Origin of the sequence: Sulfitobacter sp. M39 (genome assembly GCF_021735935.1) — a bacterium.
Lineage (GTDB): Bacteria > Pseudomonadota > Alphaproteobacteria > Rhodobacterales > Rhodobacteraceae > Sulfitobacter.
Window position 1 is genome coordinate 2,017,598 of sequence record NZ_WMDZ01000001.1, and the last position, 19,263, is coordinate 2,036,860.

Here is a 19,263-nt window from a genome sequence, read left to right on the forward strand (position 1 = left end):
CGCGGGGGAGTTCCCTGCGTATCTAGACCCCAGTTGAAACAGCAGGCTGGGGCTTACCGTGACTGATAAAACCGCACTTCAGGACCTTTCCGAGGAGGAGGCCAGAGCTGAATTGGCGCGGTTGGCTGACCTGTTGGGGCGGGCAAATGCGGCCTATCACACGCAGGACGCACCCGACCTATCGGACGCGGAATACGATCGCCTGAAACGTCGTAATCAGGCGATCGAGGAACGGTTCCCCGGCCTCAAACGCGCTGACAGCCCCAGCGACAAGGTCGGAGCCGCCCCGGCGGAAGGGTTCGGCAAGGTCCGGCATGACGTGGCGATGCTGTCCTTGGGCAATGCCTTCGAGGATGAGGATGTTGTCGATTTCGATGCGCGCATCCGCAAATACTTGGGGCTGCCGAGCGGCACGCCGCTGGCCTTCACCGCAGAGCCCAAGATTGACGGGCTGTCGCTGTCGCTGCGCTATGAAAACGGGGATCTGGTACAGGCCGCGACCCGTGGGGACGGTGCGGTCGGCGAAAACGTCACCGCCAACGCGCGCACGATCGATACCATTCCAGCGCGGATCGAAGGCGCACCGGCGCTGCTTGAGGTACGCGGCGAAGTCTATATGCGCCACGACGACTTTGATGCGCTGAACGCCCGCCAGACGGCCAACGGGGGCAAGACCTTTGCCAATCCGCGCAACGCCGCCGCCGGATCCCTGCGCCAGTTGGACGCCGAGATTACTCGCGCACGACCGCTGGCGTTTTTCGCCTATGCCTGGGGGGCCTTGTCCGAGCCGCTGGCCGAAACGCAGTTTCAGGCGATAGAGCGGCTCAAGGCATTCGGGTTTGACACCAACCCGTTGACGACGCTCTGCGATGGCCCGCAAGAGATGATCGCGCATTACCGCAAGATCGAAGAGCAACGCGCGACGCTTGGCTATGACATCGACGGCGTCGTCTACAAGGTGAACAATCCGGCGTTGCAAGACCGGCTTGGCTTTCGCTCCACCACCCCCCGTTGGGCAATTGCGCATAAATTCCCTGCGGAACTGGCCTGGACCCGGCTGGAGGATATCACCATTCAGGTCGGCCGCACTGGCGCGCTGTCGCCGGTTGCGCGGTTGCAACCGGTGACCGTGGGCGGCGTCGTTGTCTCGAATGCGACGCTCCATAACGAGGATTATATCAAAGGGCTCGACAGTAAGGGGGCCCGTATCCGCGAGGGCAAGGATATCCGCGTCGGCGACTGGGTGCAGGTCTACCGTGCGGGGGACGTGATCCCCAAGATTGCGGATGTGGACTTTGGCAAGCGACCCGAGGACTCCGAAGCCTATGTCTACCCAAAGACCTGCCCGGAATGTGGCAGCGATGCCATCCGAGAGGAAGGTGATGCGGTGCGTCGCTGTACGGGTGGACTGATCTGCCCTGCCCAAGCCGTTGAAAAGCTGAAACATTTTGTCTCGCGCGCGGCTTTTGATATTGACGGTCTGGGCGCGAAACAGGTCGAACAATTCTATGCCGATGGCTGGATCGCGGAACCAGCGGATATCTTCACGCTCAAGGCACGCTATGGCAGCGGCATGCAGCAGCTCAAGAACCGCGAAGGCTGGGGCGAGAAATCTGCCGACAAACTGTTTCAGGCCATTGAGGATAAACGTAAAATCCCCTTGTCGCGGCTGATTTTTGCGCTTGGTATCCGCCATGTGGGCGAAGCGGCGTCGAACCTGATCGCGCAGCATTACGGCAGCTGGACCGCGTTCGAGGCCGCGATGGGGCATGCCAAATCCGGGGAGGGCCCCGCCTGGGACGATCTAATCGGTGTGGACGGCGTCGGTCAGGTCATGGCGCAAAGCCTGGTAAGCACCTTTGCCCAAGAAGCCGAGCGGGCCTCGATCGACCGGCTGGTGGCGGAACTTTCGGTGCAGGATGTGGCACGCCCTGATACCGAAGGGTCCCCCGTGGCGGGAAAAACCGTGGTCTTCACCGGTACGCTTGAAAAAATGACCCGCGCCGAGGCGAAGGCGCGCGCCGAACGTTTGGGGGCCAAGGTCTCTGGCTCGGTCAGTGCGAAAACCGATATTCTGGTCGCGGGGCCGGGGGCTGGCTCCAAGGCCAAGAAAGCGGCGGATCTGGGCATTCAAACATTGGACGAGGACGGCTGGCTTGCGCTGATCGACGGCGCATGACCGGCCGGCCCGAGGCGCTTTTCCCCCTCTTTGCCAAGCTCGAAACGTTGGAAGGGGTCGGGCCGAAGACCGCGCAGAACTTTGCCCAGCTTGGGGTGATGGCCCCGCGGGACCTGTTGTTTACGCTGCCGTATTCCGGCATCGACAGACGGCTGCAGCCCAGTGTCAAGGATGCGATCCTGCCCGCCACTGTTACCGTGGCGGTCACCGTTGGCGCGCATCGGGCCCCTGCAAACAAGGGCGGGGCCTACCGTATTCATGTCGAAGACAGCGCCACCGCCTTTCAACTGGTCTTCTTTCACGCGCGCGGGGATTACTGGAAGCGACAGATGCCCGAAGGGTCACGGCGCGTGGTGTCGGGGCGGGTAGAGCTTTTTGACGGCATTCCCCAGATGGTGCACCCGGATTTCGTTGTGCCCGAGGCCGAGGCGGGCGATATTCCGACGTTTGAACCGGTCTATCCGCTGACCAGCGGGATCACGCAAAAGCTGATGTATAAGGCTACGCGGGCCGCATTGTCGCGGGTGCCAGAGGTCGGCGAATGGATTGACCCCAATCAGAAAAACCAAGAGAACTGGCCAGATTTTCCCGATGCGCTGCAACAGGCGCATGCCCCGAACGACATGGCTGACCTTTCTGCCGCGGCGCCAGCGCGGGCGCGGCTGGCTTATGATGAATTGCTCGCCCATCAACTGACGCTTGCCCTTGCGCGCGCCAAGGACCGGCGGAAGGCGGGGCGCAAGACGGTTGGGGATGGCCACCTGCAGCAGCGCGTGCTTGGCGCATTGCCCTATGCGCCCACCGGTGCACAGACACGCGCCATCGCCGAGATTGCAAAAGACATGGCCAGCGGGGCGCGGATGAACCGCTTGCTGCAGGGGGATGTGGGCGCGGGCAAAACGCTGGTCGCCTTCATGGCATTGTTGCGCGCGGTCGAGGCAGGCGGGCAGGGCGTGCTGATGGCCCCGACAGAAATCCTTGCGCGTCAACATCTTGAAGGCTTGCGCCCCCTGGCCGAACAGGCGGGTGTGGTGCTTGAGCTTTTGACCGGACGCGACAAAGGGCCCGAACGGCGCGCCAAGCTGAGCGCGCTGGAAAGCGGCGCGATCCAGATCCTTGTGGGCACCCATGCGGTGTTTCAGGCCGATGTCGCCTTTGGCGATCTGCGCCTTGCGGTGGTGGATGAACAGCACCGTTTTGGGGTGCGCCAGCGGCTTGAGCTTGGCAAAAAAGGGCAGGCCGTCGATGTTTTGGTCATGACCGCGACGCCGATCCCGCGGTCGCTGGCCCTCGCGCAATATGGCGATATGGACGTGTCTGTGCTGGATGAAAAGCCGCCCGGGCGCACACCCATCCGCACCGCCCTGATTGCCACCGACCGGATGGAGGAGGTCGTGACCCGCTTGCGCGTCGCCATCAGCGAAGGGCGGCAATGCTATTGGGTGTGCCCGCTGGTCGAAGAAAGCGAGGTCAGCGATCTGATCGCCGCAGAAGCGCGGTTCAAACACCTGCGTGCGGCATTGGGCGAAGGCGTGGTCGGGCTGGTCCATGGGCAGATGCCGCCCGCCGATAAAGACGCGGCCATGCGTGCCTTTCAGCAAGGGCAGACCAAGCTGCTGGTCGCCACCACGGTGATCGAGGTGGGCGTCGACGTGCCGAACGCCAGCATCATCGTGATCGAGCGCGCCGAAAGTTTCGGGCTGGCACAGCTGCACCAGCTGCGCGGGCGCGTGGGACGGGGGCAGGCGGCCTCTACCTGTTTGCTGATGTATCAAGCCCCGCTCAGCGAAAGCGGCCGCCAACGACTGGAGGTGCTGCGCGAAAGCGAAGATGGTTTTGTGATCGCCGAGACGGACCTGAAGATGCGCGGCACCGGTGATCTGATCGGCACGGCGCAATCCGGCGTACCGCGGTTTCGGGTGGCGGATCTTGAGAAACAGGCGGCCTTGATGCAGGTCGCCCAATCGGATGCGCGCGCCTTGCTGGCTGTGGACCCTGATCTGACCACCCCGCGCGGCAAAGCCGCCCGGCTGCTGTTATGGCTGATGCGCCAGGACGAGGCGATCCGTTTGATATCAGTGGGTTAGCAATTTAATCCCATTTTGTTCTCCTTTGTTCTCATAAAGTTCTTTACACAGGGGTTTGAAAATGAGAACAAATAGGCAACGGAAACGGGAGAACGCAAATGACCACGATCCTTACAGTCAAAGCCATTGCCAAACGGTCGAAAGACACGCTGTTGCAAGATGCCGCAGGGGCGGCTGCCTTGGTTGTCATCCTCGTGGTCGGTCTGCACCTTCCCGCCTTCGTTTGACTTCTGCCTGCGTAAACCGTGTTGTTTTGATCTAGCCCGCGCATCTGTCCCAAACTCTATGCGTTGGCGAAGTCTGCAATACCTTCGTCCCTGTGCCCGAGTTGTCCCCTCTGTCACGGATCAAAACGAGCCTTCACGGTCACCGCACCCTTACGCCGCCATCCTGCCCGGATGTGCGGCGTTTTTTTTTTGCAGGCGTTCGGTGGGGGGGGCGTTCACGGCTCGGGCGGCATCGCCGCCGCGGCGCTATTGGCGCAGGTGGCCGCGGAACGGGCCTAGCCGTTTTGCGCGACCGTTTGGGTTTGTTCCATCGCTTCGGCCAATGCCTCTATCGTCAGCAGGATGGACGCATGACGGTTTTTATAGGCCACCGCGGGGGTCAGGACCTCGAACCCGTCAAAGGGGGCGTCGGGCACGGGGCCTTTGCCTTTCAACATCGCTTTCAACTGATCCCGCGCCGTCTGGATCTGATCTAGCGACGCACCAACCGCCGCCGCACCGGCCACCGCGGCAGAGGCTTGCCCCAAGGCGCAGGCCTTCACATCCTGACCCATCTGCGCCAGCTTGCCATCTTCCACCACGACATCGACCGTGACGGTGGACCCACAAAGGGGCGAGCGCCGCGTGACGCTTGCCTCGGGATTTTCCAAGCGCCCCAGATGCGGGATGTCAGCCGCAAGCCCCAAAATCCGCGCTGAGTATAGCTTGATCAGGTCTGTCTCGTCACTCATGGCTGTTCCTCTGTCTCATTAACCCCTACATAAGCCTCCACGCGGATGATGCAAAAACAAACTGAAGGCACGGCGATGGACTTTGACACCAGCACATTGAAATTCAACGAAGCAGGGCTGATCCCCGCGATTGCGCAGGATGCGACCACGGGCGACGTGTTGATGATGGCGTGGATGAACGCGCAGGCCGTTACGCAAACGCTGGAAACCGGCCGCGTCACCTATTGGAGCCGCTCGCGCCAGTCGTTCTGGATTAAGGGCGACACCAGCGGCCACGTGCAAGAACTGGTGGAGCTGCGCATCGACTGTGACCGCGATTGCCTGCTGGTGAAGGTGCACCAGACGGGGGCGGCCTGTCACACAGGACGGCGAAGCTGTTTTTACACGCTGGTCGAGGATGGTGCCGAACGCATCACGCTTGACGTAATGGATGATGAATAGACGCTAAAGACCTATCATTGCACGAATATCTTGTGGTGACGCGCCTTCACTCCGGTACAGGGAAATCGCGCGCGCGTCATCGCGTTTTGCCAGCCGTTTGCCATTTTCATCACGGATCAGATCGTGGTGGAAATAGCGCGGGGGTTTGTGGCCCAGCAGATCCAGCAGCAACACTTGCACCTGAGTGAAGTCAAACAGGTCCACGCCGCGCACCACATGGGTGATCCCCTCGCGGATATCGTCGATGGCAGAGGCAAGGAAATACGCGGCGGTCTGGATGTCTTTGCGTCCCACCACGATATCACCGATCTTCGCCAAAAGGGATGCGTGATCAAGGGGATGCGGGCCAGCGTGTAGCGGCCCGTCTTCAACAAAGCTCAGCCTGTCTGACGCCTGCTTAAGCGCGCGGTCCATATGCAGGCGAATTGCGTCATTCGGTCCGCGGTCGTCCATGCTGCGCGTTTTGCAGGTTTGCGGATAGACGCTGTGCGGTGCCCCTTCCTGCGGCGCGGCGAGCGCGGCGGCAATAGCTTTGCGGCTACAGCGGCAGGGATAGGTCAATCCACGTAAAGAAAGCGCCTCAACACTTTGATTATACACATCAAGGTTTTCGGATTGCATCAGAGGCGGTGCATCCCATGTGATACCCAGCCACGCCAGATCGTCCAACGCTTGGCGGATGTATTCCGGCTTTGATCGCTCCAGATCCGTGTCCTCGAACCGCAGCAAAAAGCTGCCACCTTTTGCGCGCGCCATATCGTGGGCCACCAGCGCCGAATAGGCGTGACCCAGATGCAGCGGCCCGGTGGGCGACGGCGCGAACCGGGTGCGAAAGCTCATGCTGCGGGAGTGGCGCCGTCCAACCAGCCCTGCCAGTCAGTCTTGGCGCGGTCGGTGTAGGCTTTATAGCGATCCTTGCGGCCGCGACGGCCGGATTTAAGCCCCTCGACCGGTGGGAACAGGCCAAAGTTGACGTTCATCGGCTGGAAGGTTTTCGCATCCGCGCCGCCGGTGATATGGGTGATCAAGGCACCGGTCGCAGTGGTCGGCGGGGGTGGTGCGGCCGCTTCGCCCTTGATCTCGGCCACGGCCAGACGCCCGGCAAGCAGCCCCATCGCGGCGCTTTCCACATAGCCTTCGACGCCGGTGATCTGCCCCGCGAACCGCACGTTCGGCTGGCTGCGCAGACGCATCTGATCGTCCAACAGCGTGGGCGAGTTCAGGAACGTATTGCGGTGGATACCGCCAAGCCGCGCGAAGGAGGCATTTTCAAGCCCCGGGATCATCCGCAGCACTTCGGTCTGGGCCCCGTATTTCATCTTGGTCTGGAAGCCGACGATATTATACAGCGTGCCCAGCTTGTTATCGCGGCGCAGCTGCACCACGGCATAGGATTTGGTGTCGGGATCATGGGGGTTGGTCAGGCCAACGGGCTTCATCGGACCAAAGCGCAGCGTTTCGCGCCCGCGTTCGGCCATCACCTCGATCGGGAGGCAGCCATCGAAGTAGCCCGCCGTCTCGCCTTCCTTGAATTCAGTTTTATCCGCGGCGAGCAGCGCGTCGATGAACGCCTCGTATTGGTCCTTGGTCATCGGGCAGTTGAGGTAGGCGGTACGCTCTTCCTCGGTCTCGCCCTTGTCATAGCGCGATTGCATCCACGCTTTGCTCATATCGATGCTGTCGTGGTAGATGATCGGCGCGATCGCGTCGAAAAAGGCCAGCGCTTCGGCACCGGTTTCGGCAGCAATGGACTGCGCCAGATCGCCCGAGGTCAGCGGGCCGGTCGCGATGATCCAGTGACCCTCGCGCGGCAGATCGGTGATCTCGCCATATTCGACCGAGATATTCGGATGCGCCATCAGTGCGTCTGTCACCGATTGCGCGAAGGGATCACGGTCCACCGCCAAGGCACCGCCGGCGGGCAGGCGGTGTTTCTCCGCTGTCGCCATGATCAGCCCGTTGGCGGCACGCATCTCCCAATGCAGCAGCCCCACGGCGTTCTGTTCGTTATCATTCGAGCGGAAGGAGTTGGAGCAGACCATTTCCCCCAGCAGCCCCGTCTGATGCGCGAAGGTGCCGACCTTGGGCCGCATTTCATGGAGCACAACCTGAATGCCCGCGTTCGCCGCCTGCCAGGCAGCCTCTGATCCGGCCATGCCGCCGCCGATGATATGGAGTGTATGTGTCATGCCAGCGATGTAGGGCAGGGGCTGGCGCGGTGCAATAGCCAGCGGTGGCTGTCGCCCCTTGGGCCGTCAAACATATCGATTGAATGTGAAGGAGGATTTTTGGGGTCGCCGCTGCGGGAACGGTCGGTCAGTGAGAGGCTGACCTGGAGGGACCTTCCGCCGGCGGCGACCCAAAATTATCAAGGCATATGCCTTGTCTTATTTGTGCCACAAAAGCGCCCGAATTGAAAGCACGAATTCGTGATCTGTGCGGCATCATCGGAAACAGTCTGTTTCCGGCTTACTGATCCCACTCAGGGGTGCGTTTTTCCAGGAAGGCCGCGATGCCCTCGGCTGTGTCGGGGTTGAGCATGTTTTCCACCATCACGTCGCCCGTGTAGACATAAGCTTGCGCGACCGGCATGGCGAGCTGCGCATAGAAGGCCTGTTTGCCGATCTTGACCGCTGTGCCCAGCTTGTCCGCGATCTGCTGGGCCAGCGCTGTCGTCTGCGTCGCAAGCTCGTCTGGTGGGGCGAAGCGGTTAATCAACCCCAGCTCGCGGGCGCGGGCTGCATCGATAAACTCGCCCGTGGTCAGCATGTCGAACGCCTGTTTGCGCGGGATATTGCGGCTGAGCGCGACCATCGGGGTCGAGCAGAACAGGCCGATATTCACCCCGTTTACGCCAAAGCGCGTATCCTCGGCCGCGACCGCAAGATCGCAGGTCGCGACCAGCTGACATCCTGCGGCAGTGGCGATGCCGTGGACTTGCGCGATCACGGGTTGAGGCAGGGACTGGATACGCGCCATCAGACGGGCGCAGCGTTCGAACAGGTCTTGGAAGCCGGCGACACCCCCATCCTTGGCGTCGCGCAGTCCCGTCATTTGCTTTAGATCGTGCCCGGCGCAGAACGCTTTGCCCGCCCCGGCAAGGATGACGACCCGTATATCGGGACGATGCGCGATCTCGTCCAGGCGCGCCTGCAACGCGGCCAGCATCTCGTCCGACAGCGCGTTCAACCGGTCCGGCGCGTTCATCGTCAACCGGACTACCGCACCGTCACATGCCATTTCGACCATTGTCATCTTGAACCCCTCCCGCTTTTCCCAGAGCCTAGCCGCGACATATGAGGGAGGACAAGTATGCCAATTATGATGGATGCCGATGCGCTTTCGGTTTTTATGAAAGACGTGTTCAAACAGGTCGCCGATGATTTCGCCATCGACCATGTCGGAGAGACGGATCTGACCACACGTTTGCTCACCGCGGACCGGCACCTGCGCCCCGGCGGCACCGTGTCCGGCCCGTCGATCTTCGCCCTGGCCGATGTCAGCGCCTATCTGATGACCTTGGCGCGGATCGGGCCCAAGGCGCTGGCGGTGACCACAAACTGTTCGATCGATTTCATGCGCAAGCCTGCGGCCAACACCGATCTGATCGCCAAGACGCGGCTGCTCAAGCTCGGCAAACTGCTGTCGATTTGTGATGTGTTGGTCTATTCCGACGGGCTGGATGACCCTGTCGCGCGGGCATCGCTGACCTATGCCATTCCGCCACGCTGATTGTACCCCACGCTGACAGGTACAATTGAAAAAAGGGCCGGTATTTACCGGCCCGAGTGAAGAGGTCTGGAATGCGCCACAGGGACGTTACGCCTTCCAGAACACCCGAATAGACTCGTCATGAGCCTGTCGCGGTGTGAGTCCCACGTCTGCCAACTGCCAAGGCTCAAGCTGTGCGAGCGCTTTGCGTGTCCGGCGACGCGATGCCATCTTCGTGACGCAGACCGCAAATTTGACCGCAAGAACAGCGGCAAACGGTGTGCTGCGCTGGTTCAGGATTGCCACAGTTTCGTGGTTGAGGGTCAGGGTCTGTGTCATGAGAATCTCCTATTTCTAAATTGTATTGACACAATGTTACGTTTTGCCGTAACAAAGGGGTACAAAATGCGATACATTTTGAAAAGGAAAACATTGTAATGGGTACAATTTGGCGACCTGATCAAATTGACGGGCCTGGCCCCAAATACAAAGCCGTTGTTACAATGATACGAAACGGTATCTCGAACGGCGCTTTATCGGCGGGGGAAAAACTGCCGCCGGTGCGGGAACTGGCATGGAAGCTTGGCGTCACGCCGGGGACCGTGGCACGGGCCTATACGATGCTGACCGAAAGCGGGACGTTGCAGGCCGAGGTCGGGCGCGGCACCTTTATTGCGCTGCCGCCCACGACCCCCGATCGCAACAGCCCGATCGAGATGGATGTGATCGCCCACCACGTGCATCAAGGGACAAAGAACTACCCCGCGGACACCTATGCGGTGAACATGTTTTCACCGCACCTCCCATCGGCGGGGCAGGCGACGCTGATCCGCAATCTGATGGCGGAGGTCGCTCAGGATCCGGCGTCGGGGGTGATGCATTATCCCAGCCGCACAGGCGCGCGCCCCGCACGCGAAGCTGTGGTCAAATGGCTGGCCGGCACGCCGCTGGGATCCTTTACCGAGGCCGATGTGATCCTGTCTCACGGCGGGCAAAACGGTCTGTCGCTCGTGTTCCAGTCCATCCTGCAAGGCCGGCGCCCCGCCATCGCGATTGAAGATCTGTCGTACCCCGGTTTCCGCCGCGCGGGCGAGCTGCTGCGCGCCGATGTCATTCCGGTGGCCATGGATAAAGACGGCGTGATCCCCGAAGCGCTGGACGAGGTGGCGCGGAACCATGATCTTCAGATTTTCTGCACCTCGCCCGAAGTCCATAACCCGACCGCCGGTTTCACACCTGTGGCGCGCCGCGAGGCGCTGGTCGAGGTGGCGCGCAAACATGACTTTCAAATTGTCGAGGACGATTGTTATCGCATGCGCGTAGAGCGTGCGCCGACCTACCGGATGCTTGCCCCTGAACGCGGCTGGTATGTCTCGTCACTGGCCAAGACCCTGACCCCTGCGCTGCGCATCGGCTTCGCCATCGGCCCGCGCCAGCGCACACCCGATCTGCGTCGCGTGGCCGAATATAATTGCTTTGGCCTTGCGACCCCGCTGATCGACCTTTGTGCCAAGCTGCTGGTTCATCCAGATATCGACGCCATCGCCGAAGGCACGCGTCAGGGCTTTAACGCCTATGTCCAAAGTGCGGTGAATATATTGGGCGGATACGATGTGGCGTGGCGGATCAACGTGCCGTTCCTGTGGCTAAGCCTGCCGGTTGGCTGGCGGGCGGGTGCGTTCTGTCAGGCTGCTGAAGGACAGGGTGTGCAAATCCGCTCGGCCGAGGAATTCGTTTGCCGCGATGCCCGCGCGCCCCATGCGGTGCGGCTTGCGATTAACGCAGGCGTGGCGCTGCATAGCTTTGAGGATGCAATCATGCGCCTGCGACATCTGCTGGACTCTCCGCCGGAGCAGTTGAGTGTGTGATTTTCATGGGGTATAATAATACCTAATTTGCAAGGCATTGTTTTTGTTTAACAAAATAGGGAATGTGGCGCTTGACGTGGCGAAGGGCGTGTTTATAACCCAGTCATCAGATAGCGGGGTTCGGTTTCGGACCCTTTCACCAAAGTAACGGGAATTCCCTCCATGAAAACCTTTTCTGCAACACCGGCAGATATCGACAAGAAATGGATCATCGTCGACGCTGAAGGCGTCGTCCTTGGCCGTCTTGCGTCGATCATTGCCATGCGTCTGCGCGGCAAGCACAAGCCTTCCTACACACCTCACATGGATTGCGGCGACAACGTCATCGTGATCAATGCCGAGAAAATCCAGATGACCGGCAAGAAGCGTGAAGAAAACTTCTACTGGCACACTGGCCACCCCGGCGGGATCAAAGAGCGTACCAAAGCTCAGATCCTTGAAGGTGCGCACCCCGAGCGTGTTGTGACCCAAGCGGTCAAGCGCATGCTGCCCGGCAACCGCCTGAGCCGCCAGATCATGACCAACCTGCGCGTTTACGCCGGTTCCGAACACCCCCACGAGGCGCAAAGCCCCGAGGTTCTGGACGTGAAATCCATGAACTCTAAAAACACGCGGAGTGCATAAGCATGGCTGATGAAATCAAAACACTCGAAGGCCTCGAAGCGGCCGTAACCGAGAACATCGGTGGCGTTCAGGGGACAGAAGTTGAAATGACCCCACGCGAGCCTGTGCGTGACGCGCAAGGCCGCGCCTATGCAACCGGTAAGCGTAAAGATGCGGTTGCCCGCGTCTGGATCAAACCAGGTTCCGGTAAAGTCATCGTAAACGGCAAAGCGCAGAACGAATATTTTGCACGCCCCGTTCTGCAGATGATCCTGGCACAGCCATTCACCATCACAGGCACCGACGGTCAATTCGACGTTGTTGCAACTGTGAAAGGTGGCGGTCTGTCCGGTCAGGCGGGCGCGGTGAAGCACGGTGTTTCCAAAGCACTGCAGCTCTACGATCCCTCCCTGCGCGGCGCGCTGAAAGCGGCAGGCTTCCTGACACGTGACAGCCGTGTTGTTGAGCGTAAGAAGTACGGTCGTGCGAAAGCGCGTAAGAGCTTCCAGTTCTCCAAGCGTTAAGCTTTACTTTACAGTTTTTGGAAAAGGCCGCTCCTGCCGGGGCGGCCTTTTTCGTATGCGCCCGCAGCAAGGCGACCCTTCGGGGAGAGTTTATTTGGCAAAATGAAGCCAGCGGGGTGGTTTTGTTTTCGATGCCGCATGCTTAGGTAAAGGATGCGTTAAAAACGGAGCCGCCTCATGCGATATTCAGTCCTTGATCTTTCCCCCGTGCCCGAAGGGTCAGATGCCCGCCAAGCCATTGCGAATACGATTGATCTGGCAAAGCGGACCGAAGCGGCGGGTTATCATCGCTACTGGATGGCAGAGCATCACAACATGCCGGGGATCGCCTCTGCCGCGACATCGGTGTTGATCGGGCATGTGGCGGATCACACCTCTCGCATCCGTGTGGGCGCGGGGGGCATCATGTTGCCGAACCACGCGCCGCTGGCGATTGCAGAGCAGTTTGGCACGCTTGCCACGATTCACGGAGACCGGATTGATCTGGGCCTTGGTCGCGCGCCCGGTGGGGATCAGGCCGTGTACCATGCCTTGCGGCGCGGGATGCAGGGCGGCGACCGTTTCCCCGAAGATGTGGCCGAGCTGATCGGCTATCTTGGCGAGGCCCCTGCGGGCGCGCGTGTGATGGCGCATCCGGGGCAGGGCACGCATGTGCCGGTGTGGATCTTGGGCTCTTCGCTCTATGGCGCGCAGCTGGCGGCGCATTTCGGGCTGCCGTATGCCTTTGCCTCGCATTTCGCCCCCGACGCGTTGGAAGACGCCGTGGCGATTTACCGTCGCGATTTCAAACCCTCGGCGCAGTGGGAGAAACCGCATTTCATGTTGGCGGCGAATGTTTTCGCGGCGGATACCGATGAAGAGGGGGCCTACCTTCGGACCTCCATGCAGCAGGCTTTTGTGCGATTGCGCACCGGCAAACCGGGCAAGCTGCCGCGTCCCGTGCGGGATATTGATGCCGAGGTTGGCGTTCAGATGCGTCAGGCCGTTGATCAGGCGCTGCGGGTCACTGCCGTGGGCAGCCCCGAGAGCGTCGCGCGGCAACTGTCGCAGATGATTGAGACATATCAACCGGATGAATTGATCCTGACAGGGCAGATCCACGACCACGACGCGCGGGTCAAATCCTTCGAGATCGCGGCGCAGGCCTTGGCGGAGATCGCCGCCTAGTCGTCCGGCCCCACCAGACCAAGGCCGCGCAGGTAGATGCCAATGCCGCTTTCCAGCAGATCATCTGCGGGAAAGGGCGAGGCCCTGCCGGGGGAATTCCGCGCGAAAAGTTCCACCACCCCGTGGCTAAGCGCCCAGATATGAGCCGAGAACATCGAAGCGGGCGGGCGTTTTTCCAACGGGATATGCTGGCTGAGATCGCTTGCAGCCTGTTCCAGGACCCCATTGGCCCGCGCCGCAGCGGCGGCCAGATCGGGGGTGCGGTTGACGGAAATGCCGCTTTCGAACATCGCGATGTAATGGCCCGGATAATCGCGGGCGAAAGCAAGATAGGCGCGGCCTGTCGCCTCGAACGCCTTGAGCGCGGAAGGCTGGCCGGATTGATACGCGGCTTCCATCAATTCGGCAAAGATATCATAGCCTTGCAATGCGCCTTCGGCGATCAGGTCTTCGCGGCCCTCGAAATGGCGATAGACGGCTGCGGGTGTGACACCCGCCTGTTTCGCCGCCTCTGACAGGGTGAACCCCGTGGGGCCGCGGTCCTCGATCAGTTTGAGCGCGCCGTCGATCAGCGCCTGTCGCAAGTTGCCGTGGTGATAGCCGCGTTTAGGCATCCCAGATATCCGGCCCGCCGCAAATCTGGTCATCAATCGCGCCGATCGCCTTGGTATCTTTGCCTGTATAGTCAAACGCGTGGAGCACGGTCCGGATCGCTGCCAGCCGCGCGCGGCGTTTATCGTCAGAGCGGATCACCGTCCACGGGGTCTGCGGCGTGTGGGACCGCAGCAGCGTGTCCTTGATCGCGGCGCTATAGGCGTCCCATTTCGCCAGCCCTTTGACATCGATGATGCTGAGCTTCCATTGCTTCAGCGGGTCGCCTTCACGCGCGAGCATCCGCCGCAGCTGTTCGCCGCGGCCTACGTTGAGCCAGAATTTGAACAGGTGCAGCCCATCGTCCACCAGCATCTTTTCCAGCGGGACCACCTGATCGAAGAAGGCTTCACGCTGGGCCTCGGTGCAAAAGCCGAACACCGGTTCGACGACGCCGCGATTGTACCAGCTGCGATCAAAGAACACCATGTCACCGGCGGTAGGCAAATGTTTGATATAGCGCTGAAAATACCACTGACCTGCTTCGGTTTCGGTGGGTTTGGGCAGGGCCACCACATGTGCGGAACGCTGGTTCAAATTCTGACGGAAGCGCGAGATCGTGCCGCCTTTGCCGGCAGCGTCGCGGCCTTCAAAGATCATAGCGATACGCGTGCCGGTGTCGCGCGCCCATGCTTGCAGCTTGACCAGTTCGATCTGGAGCCGATCCATCTCGCGGTCATATTGCTTGCGCCCCAGACGTTCGGAATGGGGGTAGCTGTCGCTCAGGATATCGTCCTTGTCGGCGCGTTTGATCGCCTTGTTGATGGGCGCGGGCGCGTCGTTTTCGAAATAGGCGCTGATCGCACCGTCAAAGGGCAGGTCCATGGGGGCCTCCTCAAATATCCTGTTCACCCTAACTTATGGAGCGTTCTGCCCCCTAGCGCAAACCCGCACGTGTCGCTGCGCGGTCGATGGCGGCAATGACGTCGGGTTGGGTCACATGTTGCGGCATATGGCCGATGCCGGGCAGGGTGGTCAGCACCGCATCGGGTAGCTGCGGGGTCGCGATTGCCGCGTGGACATCCAGCGGGACGATGGTGTCTGCGGTGCCGTGGATCAGCTCGACCGGCATGGTCAGCGTAGCATATTTCGGGACCATCCTTTTGATTTCGGGCAGCAGCGAGTTCACCTGGTGCGCATTGGCGCGCATGGACATGCGGCGCAGGGATAGGCCGGTGCCGATGTGGTCACTATAGCCGTCAGGCGCGTCTTGCGGGGCAAAGATCGCGTCGACGCTGGCGCGTACAAATCCCTGCGGCACAAAGGCGGTGACCAGCGGTATCACAATACCCGACCCAAAGGCAGAGCCGGTGAGCTTGTACTGCCAGCCAAGGTCACCTTCCCACGGCTCGGACACGCCAGACACCAACACCAGCGCCGCCGTGTCATCGGGCCGCGATAGCCCCCACGCCAGTGCCACGGCGCCGCCGTAGCTGTGGCCCAGGACGATCGGCGTGTTCACCCCAAGCCGGTCCGCTGCCTTTTGCAACAGCGCGGCCTGTTCATGTGGTGTGGCCGCAGTGGCATTCCATGCGCCCGCGTGTTGGGGCAGGTTGTCGGTCCAGCCGAGCCCCGGACGGTCGAACAGGATAACGCGGTAGCGGTCGGAAAGCTGGTCCACCATATCAAAGGTGAAATCCCGCATATTCCCTGACGCCCCGTGGATCAGCACCAGATCCGGCCCGCTGCCCTGCACCTTGGCATGGACCTTGACGCCGTCGATATCGATCAGCTCGCCAATCGGCGGGTAGGCGGCGTTGGCCGCAGCCTCGCGGGTGCTGGCCCGCCAGTGCACCACGATCACCAAGCCCACGGCGACCAGCGTCAGGATCAACAGCATGCTACGTCCCAAAATTGCTGCGACCGATGTCGTTCAGATCGTAGTGGGTGGTCTGGTAGATCTCGTTGATCCAGTTGCCGTACAGCAGATGCGCGTGGCTACGCCAGCGGTTCAGCGGCACCTGCGTGGGGTCGTCATCGGGGTAATAGTTGCAGGGCACGTTGATCGGCGTGCCTTGGGCGACATCGCGGTCATATTCGTCCTTCAATGTGTCGCGGTCATATTCAAGGTGATTGAAGATATAGAGCGCCCGATGCCCTGCATCCTCGACCAGACAGGGGCCGACCTCCTTGCTGCCGAGCAGGGTGGTCAGGCTCGGCACGGCGTCGACCTCTGCCGCCCGCATTTCGGTCCAACGGCTGACCGGCACAACCAGATCATCCGAGAACCCGCGCAAATAGGGCGACGAGGGTTCAAGGTTGCTGTGGCGGAAACAGCCGAATGCCTTGTCCTCTAGCAGATGCTTTTTGATACCGTGGAAGTAATTGATCATCGCCATGCCGCCCCAGCACACACCGAAGGTCGAATGGACATTGGTCTGGGTCCAGTCAAAGACGCGGGTAAGCTCTTCCCAATAGGTGACGTCATCAAAGTCCAGATGTTCTATCGGGGCACCGGTGATGATCAGCCCATCGAATTTCTCGTGGGTGACTTCCTCGAAGGGGCAGTAGAAGCTTTCAAGGTGATCTGCGGCCGTATTGCGCGACTGGTGGTCGGACATGCGGATCAGGCTGAATTCGATCTGCAGGGGCGTCGCCCCGATCAACCGCGCGAACTGGTTTTCTGTCTGGATCTTTTTCGGCATCAGGTTCAGCAGGGCAATGCGCAAAGGCCGGATATCCTGACGCGCCGCCATTTCCTCGTCCAGCACCATGACACCTTCGCGCGTCAGCACGTCGTAGGCAGGCAGGTCGGAAGGCAGTTTAATCGGCATGTCGGTATTCCACGTCTAGGGGCTGAGGTCTTGCATCATCTGCGCCGGATTTAGATAAGCGCCCGCGCAGAGGGCGCCAAGGGTCACGCGCTTAACGTCCCCGCGATCAGGTCATTGAAGTCATCCTCGGATTTGAGCCCGGCCACCTGATCGGCAGTCACGGTCACCCCCCATCGCGACATCGCCTCGTAGCGCGGCTGTCGGTGGGCGAGCGCTTGGGCGTAGGTCCAGCGGATAAAGGCATCCGGATCGACATCATCCTCTTGGCAGTTGTTTTCGCTCAGATATTCTTGCCACACCCGCAGCAGGAACTCGGGCTGGTAGGCCATCGGCTTGGGGGCTTTGTCAAAGCGGCGGATCAGCTCTTGGGTGTGAGCATCGTCGCCCTTGATCCAGACCGGCAGACATTCCGCCGACAGGGTTTGCATCAGCGGATCATTGTCGTCATCGGGGTCCACCCATTCACAGATCGAGCCGCCGGTGTCACAGATGAAATGCGGATAGCCATAAAGCGTCTCCGCACGGCGGGCGAAATGGCCGGTGTCGCACAGGGCCGCGATCTCTGCCTGTTTGAACGCTTCCTGTCGGGAGGTATACTCCGCCATCGGCAATCCCCCCTTGGCCGCATCGCCGGGCTTGCCCAGCCAGGTCGCCACGGGCGAAAGGTTATCGAAAGTGATGTTTGACCCGATGTAGATGCTGTCGCTCAGGAGAAGATCCCGCAGGAACGGCACCTTCATCGCTTCGGCCTTGGCATTGTCGGCGATGGTTTCACCCAGGTATCGCGTGCCGATCCGGTAGTCGATAGAGTAGTGAAACCACCCCCCCGATTGCCGCAGCAGATGCGCCATATGCGTCTTGCCCAGACCCGACATGCCAAAGACCAGCACATGTTTATGCGGCGCGGCACGCCACGCATCGGCAGAGGGGTAAAGCATGGGTCGTCTTCCTTGGAACGTCTTGTTTCGCAATGAGTAGCCTAGCCTGTGCCCAGACACCAGACGCGAGCCATCGGCCACGAGACATCAGACATCGCGCCCCCATGAAAAAGCCCGCCACATTGCTGGGGCGGGCTGATAGAGCGTTAAATGCGGTAGAGCTTAGAAGGTGAAGCCGACTTTCACACCGATTGCGACAGCGTCGTTGTCTTCGAATGTCGCCGCGGTCTGACCGCCACCGAGCGTCGTTTCGGCGTCACCGATGTTGATGTAGCGGATGCCGGTCGTAACTTTCATACTGTCGCGCGTATAGGTCGCTGCCAATGCAAGGCTCTTGTTGCCGTCAGTCGGTCCCAAGTTGCTCGAAAAGCCACCGTTGGATTTCTCGTAACCGACGGACGCCGCAACGGACCACGTGTCACTCAGTCGGCGACCGACACCTAAGGAGTAGGTGTAGACGTCGTCTTCGTAGCTCAGCAGTTTTCCACCGCCTGTAAGGGTTGAATAATCGTTTGGCGCGATTTCGAATGATGACCAGTCGACCCAACGCACACCACCGAAGACAAGCGTGTCTGCTGCAACGCCGGTTTGAAATTCAAGATTAACCGACTGAGGTGTTTCTACCTCTGTCTCAGTTACATTGGATCCAAGAAGCGAATTCTCAGAGGTGCGGACGTCGTAGCTGATCTTGGAATTATAAGTCAAAGACACGCGCAGCGCGATTTCAGGCTTTTCATACGCGACACCGGCAACATACCCGACGCCTGTATCACGGTCTCCGTCTACGCTGTAGTTCGCGATGAAGGGGATGGCAGCGCTGGCTTCAATGGTTTGCACCCGAATACCGCCATGCACACTGAAGTTGTTCGGCATCTTGTAGCGCAACAGGCCTGTCAGCGCGTGGCTGTTGAACTCGGCGCTGGACCCTGCCGCGAAGTAGTCTGCGTCTGCCGGGTAATCTACGTCGGCACCGAATGGTTGATCATAAATAATAGCGTATGAAAGCTGATCGTTGATATCCGCCTTATAGGCTGCGCCGAATGTGAAGAAATTGTCGGTCATGTTTCCGGAGTTGCCTACCCCAGTTGGAGGTATCGCATTCGGGCCAACCCCCGATGTATTCGGCGACACCGACCCAAGGCTGAACTCAGCATAACGGCCACTCTCGAACAGGGCCGTGATCGACTGACCCGACCGGTCAATACCCCCCGCGTGCAACGTGGATGCGCTGCCCAACAGGGCCGCCATTGCGATTACTCGATACGTCATCTCTAAATACTCCTCCCCAGAAGCGATGCAGCCACAACGCGCAGCCACAATTTATACAGCTACTGAACGGCAGGGTGCGTCAATCTGTCAATT

20 protein-coding genes are annotated in these 19,263 nt (G+C 60.5%); 9 read left to right on the forward strand and 11 right to left on the reverse strand.

Going from position 1 to position 19,263, the window contains the following annotated elements:
• Positions 1-58 precede the first annotated feature (58 nt).
• The 3 genes from ligA to GLP43_RS16340 all read left to right on the forward strand — a co-directional run bounded on the left by ligA (position 59) and on the right by GLP43_RS16340 (position 4,493).
• Positions 59-2,179 carry an NAD-dependent DNA ligase LigA gene (ligA, locus tag GLP43_RS09800; RefSeq protein WP_237279163.1) on the forward strand — a complete coding sequence of 707 codons (2,121 nt, stop codon included), beginning with the start codon at positions 59-61 and terminating at the stop codon, positions 2,177-2,179.
• Positions 2,176-4,266, forward strand: coding sequence for an ATP-dependent DNA helicase RecG (gene recG, locus GLP43_RS09805; protein WP_237279164.1), 2,091 nt, complete (start codon positions 2,176-2,178; stop codon positions 4,264-4,266). The genes ligA and recG overlap by 4 nt, the downstream gene beginning before the upstream one ends.
• A gap of 98 nt (positions 4,267-4,364) precedes the next feature.
• Positions 4,365-4,493: a hypothetical protein gene (locus GLP43_RS16340; protein ID WP_005853439.1), complete on the forward strand. Its 129-nt coding sequence runs from the start codon at positions 4,365-4,367 to the stop codon at positions 4,491-4,493.
• Positions 4,494-4,768: 275 nt separating this feature from the next.
• On the opposite strand, the gene GLP43_RS09810 is transcribed toward GLP43_RS16340, so the two are convergent.
• Complete coding sequence (locus GLP43_RS09810) at positions 4,769-5,224, reverse strand: iron-sulfur cluster assembly scaffold protein (RefSeq protein ID WP_237279165.1); 456 nt, start codon at positions 5,222-5,224, stop codon at positions 4,769-4,771.
• 75 nt (positions 5,225-5,299) lie between these two features.
• On the opposite strand from GLP43_RS09810, the gene hisI reads away from it, so the two are divergent.
• Entirely contained in the window at positions 5,300-5,665 is a 366-nt protein-coding gene (gene hisI / locus GLP43_RS09815; RefSeq protein ID WP_206338386.1) for a phosphoribosyl-AMP cyclohydrolase, read from the forward strand.
• 3 nt (positions 5,666-5,668) lie between these two features.
• On the opposite strand, the gene gluQRS is transcribed toward hisI, so the two are convergent.
• The 3 genes from gluQRS to GLP43_RS09830 form a co-directional block, all read right to left on the reverse strand.
• Positions 5,669-6,505: a tRNA glutamyl-Q(34) synthetase GluQRS gene (gene gluQRS, locus GLP43_RS09820; RefSeq protein ID WP_237279166.1), complete on the reverse strand. Its 837-nt coding sequence runs from the start codon at positions 6,503-6,505 to the stop codon at positions 5,669-5,671.
• Positions 6,502-7,854, reverse strand: a complete 1,353-nt coding sequence (gene trmFO, locus GLP43_RS09825) for a methylenetetrahydrofolate--tRNA-(uracil(54)-C(5))-methyltransferase (FADH(2)-oxidizing) TrmFO (protein WP_237279167.1) — start codon at positions 7,852-7,854, stop codon at positions 6,502-6,504. The genes gluQRS and trmFO overlap by 4 nt, the downstream gene beginning before the upstream one ends.
• A gap of 280 nt (positions 7,855-8,134) precedes the next feature.
• Positions 8,135-8,914 (reverse strand): enoyl-CoA hydratase, encoded by a 780-nt coding sequence (locus GLP43_RS09830; protein WP_443069480.1) that lies wholly within the window; start codon positions 8,912-8,914, stop codon positions 8,135-8,137.
• Between the two features lie 63 nt (positions 8,915-8,977).
• On the opposite strand from GLP43_RS09830, the gene GLP43_RS09835 reads away from it, so the two are divergent.
• Positions 8,978-9,397 (forward strand): PaaI family thioesterase, encoded by a 420-nt coding sequence (locus tag GLP43_RS09835; protein WP_138923348.1) that lies wholly within the window; start codon positions 8,978-8,980, stop codon positions 9,395-9,397.
• A gap of 87 nt (positions 9,398-9,484) precedes the next feature.
• On the opposite strand, the gene GLP43_RS09840 is transcribed toward GLP43_RS09835, so the two are convergent.
• Complete coding sequence (locus tag GLP43_RS09840; RefSeq protein WP_005853453.1) at positions 9,485-9,715, reverse strand: DUF1127 domain-containing protein; 231 nt, start codon at positions 9,713-9,715, stop codon at positions 9,485-9,487.
• Positions 9,716-9,813: 98 nt separating this feature from the next.
• Here GLP43_RS09840 and GLP43_RS09845 point away from each other — a divergent pair, with 98 nt between their 5' ends.
• From GLP43_RS09845 to GLP43_RS09860, 4 genes are all read left to right on the forward strand, one after another.
• Entirely contained in the window at positions 9,814-11,244 is a 1,431-nt protein-coding gene (locus GLP43_RS09845) for an aminotransferase-like domain-containing protein (RefSeq protein WP_237279169.1), read from the forward strand.
• Between the two features lie 162 nt (positions 11,245-11,406).
• On the forward strand, positions 11,407-11,868 hold the full coding sequence (rplM, locus tag GLP43_RS09850; RefSeq protein ID WP_005853457.1) for a 50S ribosomal protein L13: 462 nt from the start codon (positions 11,407-11,409) through the stop codon (positions 11,866-11,868).
• A gap of 2 nt (positions 11,869-11,870) precedes the next feature.
• Entirely contained in the window at positions 11,871-12,371 is a 501-nt protein-coding gene (gene rpsI, locus GLP43_RS09855) for a 30S ribosomal protein S9 (protein WP_005853459.1), read from the forward strand.
• Between the two features lie 177 nt (positions 12,372-12,548).
• A complete protein-coding gene (locus tag GLP43_RS09860; protein ID WP_237279170.1) occupies positions 12,549-13,538 on the forward strand; it encodes an LLM class flavin-dependent oxidoreductase in 990 nt (329 codons plus the stop codon).
• Here GLP43_RS09860 and GLP43_RS09865 read toward each other — a convergent pair.
• From GLP43_RS09865 to GLP43_RS09890, 6 genes are all read right to left on the reverse strand, one after another.
• Positions 13,535-14,152, reverse strand: a complete 618-nt coding sequence (locus GLP43_RS09865) for a TetR/AcrR family transcriptional regulator (RefSeq protein WP_005853462.1) — start codon at positions 14,150-14,152, stop codon at positions 13,535-13,537. The genes GLP43_RS09860 and GLP43_RS09865 overlap by 4 nt on opposite strands.
• Entirely contained in the window at positions 14,145-15,014 is an 870-nt protein-coding gene (ppk2, locus tag GLP43_RS09870) for a polyphosphate kinase 2 (protein ID WP_237279171.1), read from the reverse strand. Before ppk2 ends, GLP43_RS09865 begins: the two co-directional genes overlap by 8 nt.
• Before the next feature lie 52 nt (positions 15,015-15,066).
• A complete protein-coding gene (locus GLP43_RS09875) occupies positions 15,067-16,029 on the reverse strand; it encodes an alpha/beta fold hydrolase (protein ID WP_237279172.1) in 963 nt (320 codons plus the stop codon).
• 1 nt (position 16,030) lies between these two features.
• Positions 16,031-16,963, reverse strand: coding sequence for a homoserine O-acetyltransferase MetA (metA, locus tag GLP43_RS09880; RefSeq protein WP_237279173.1), 933 nt, complete (start codon positions 16,961-16,963; stop codon positions 16,031-16,033).
• Between the two features lie 83 nt (positions 16,964-17,046).
• A complete protein-coding gene (locus GLP43_RS09885; protein WP_237279174.1) occupies positions 17,047-17,901 on the reverse strand; it encodes an ATPase in 855 nt (284 codons plus the stop codon).
• A gap of 162 nt (positions 17,902-18,063) precedes the next feature.
• Positions 18,064-19,170, reverse strand: a complete 1,107-nt coding sequence (locus GLP43_RS09890; RefSeq protein WP_237279175.1) for an OmpP1/FadL family transporter — start codon at positions 19,168-19,170, stop codon at positions 18,064-18,066.
• Between the last annotated feature and the right edge of the window lie 93 nt (positions 19,171-19,263).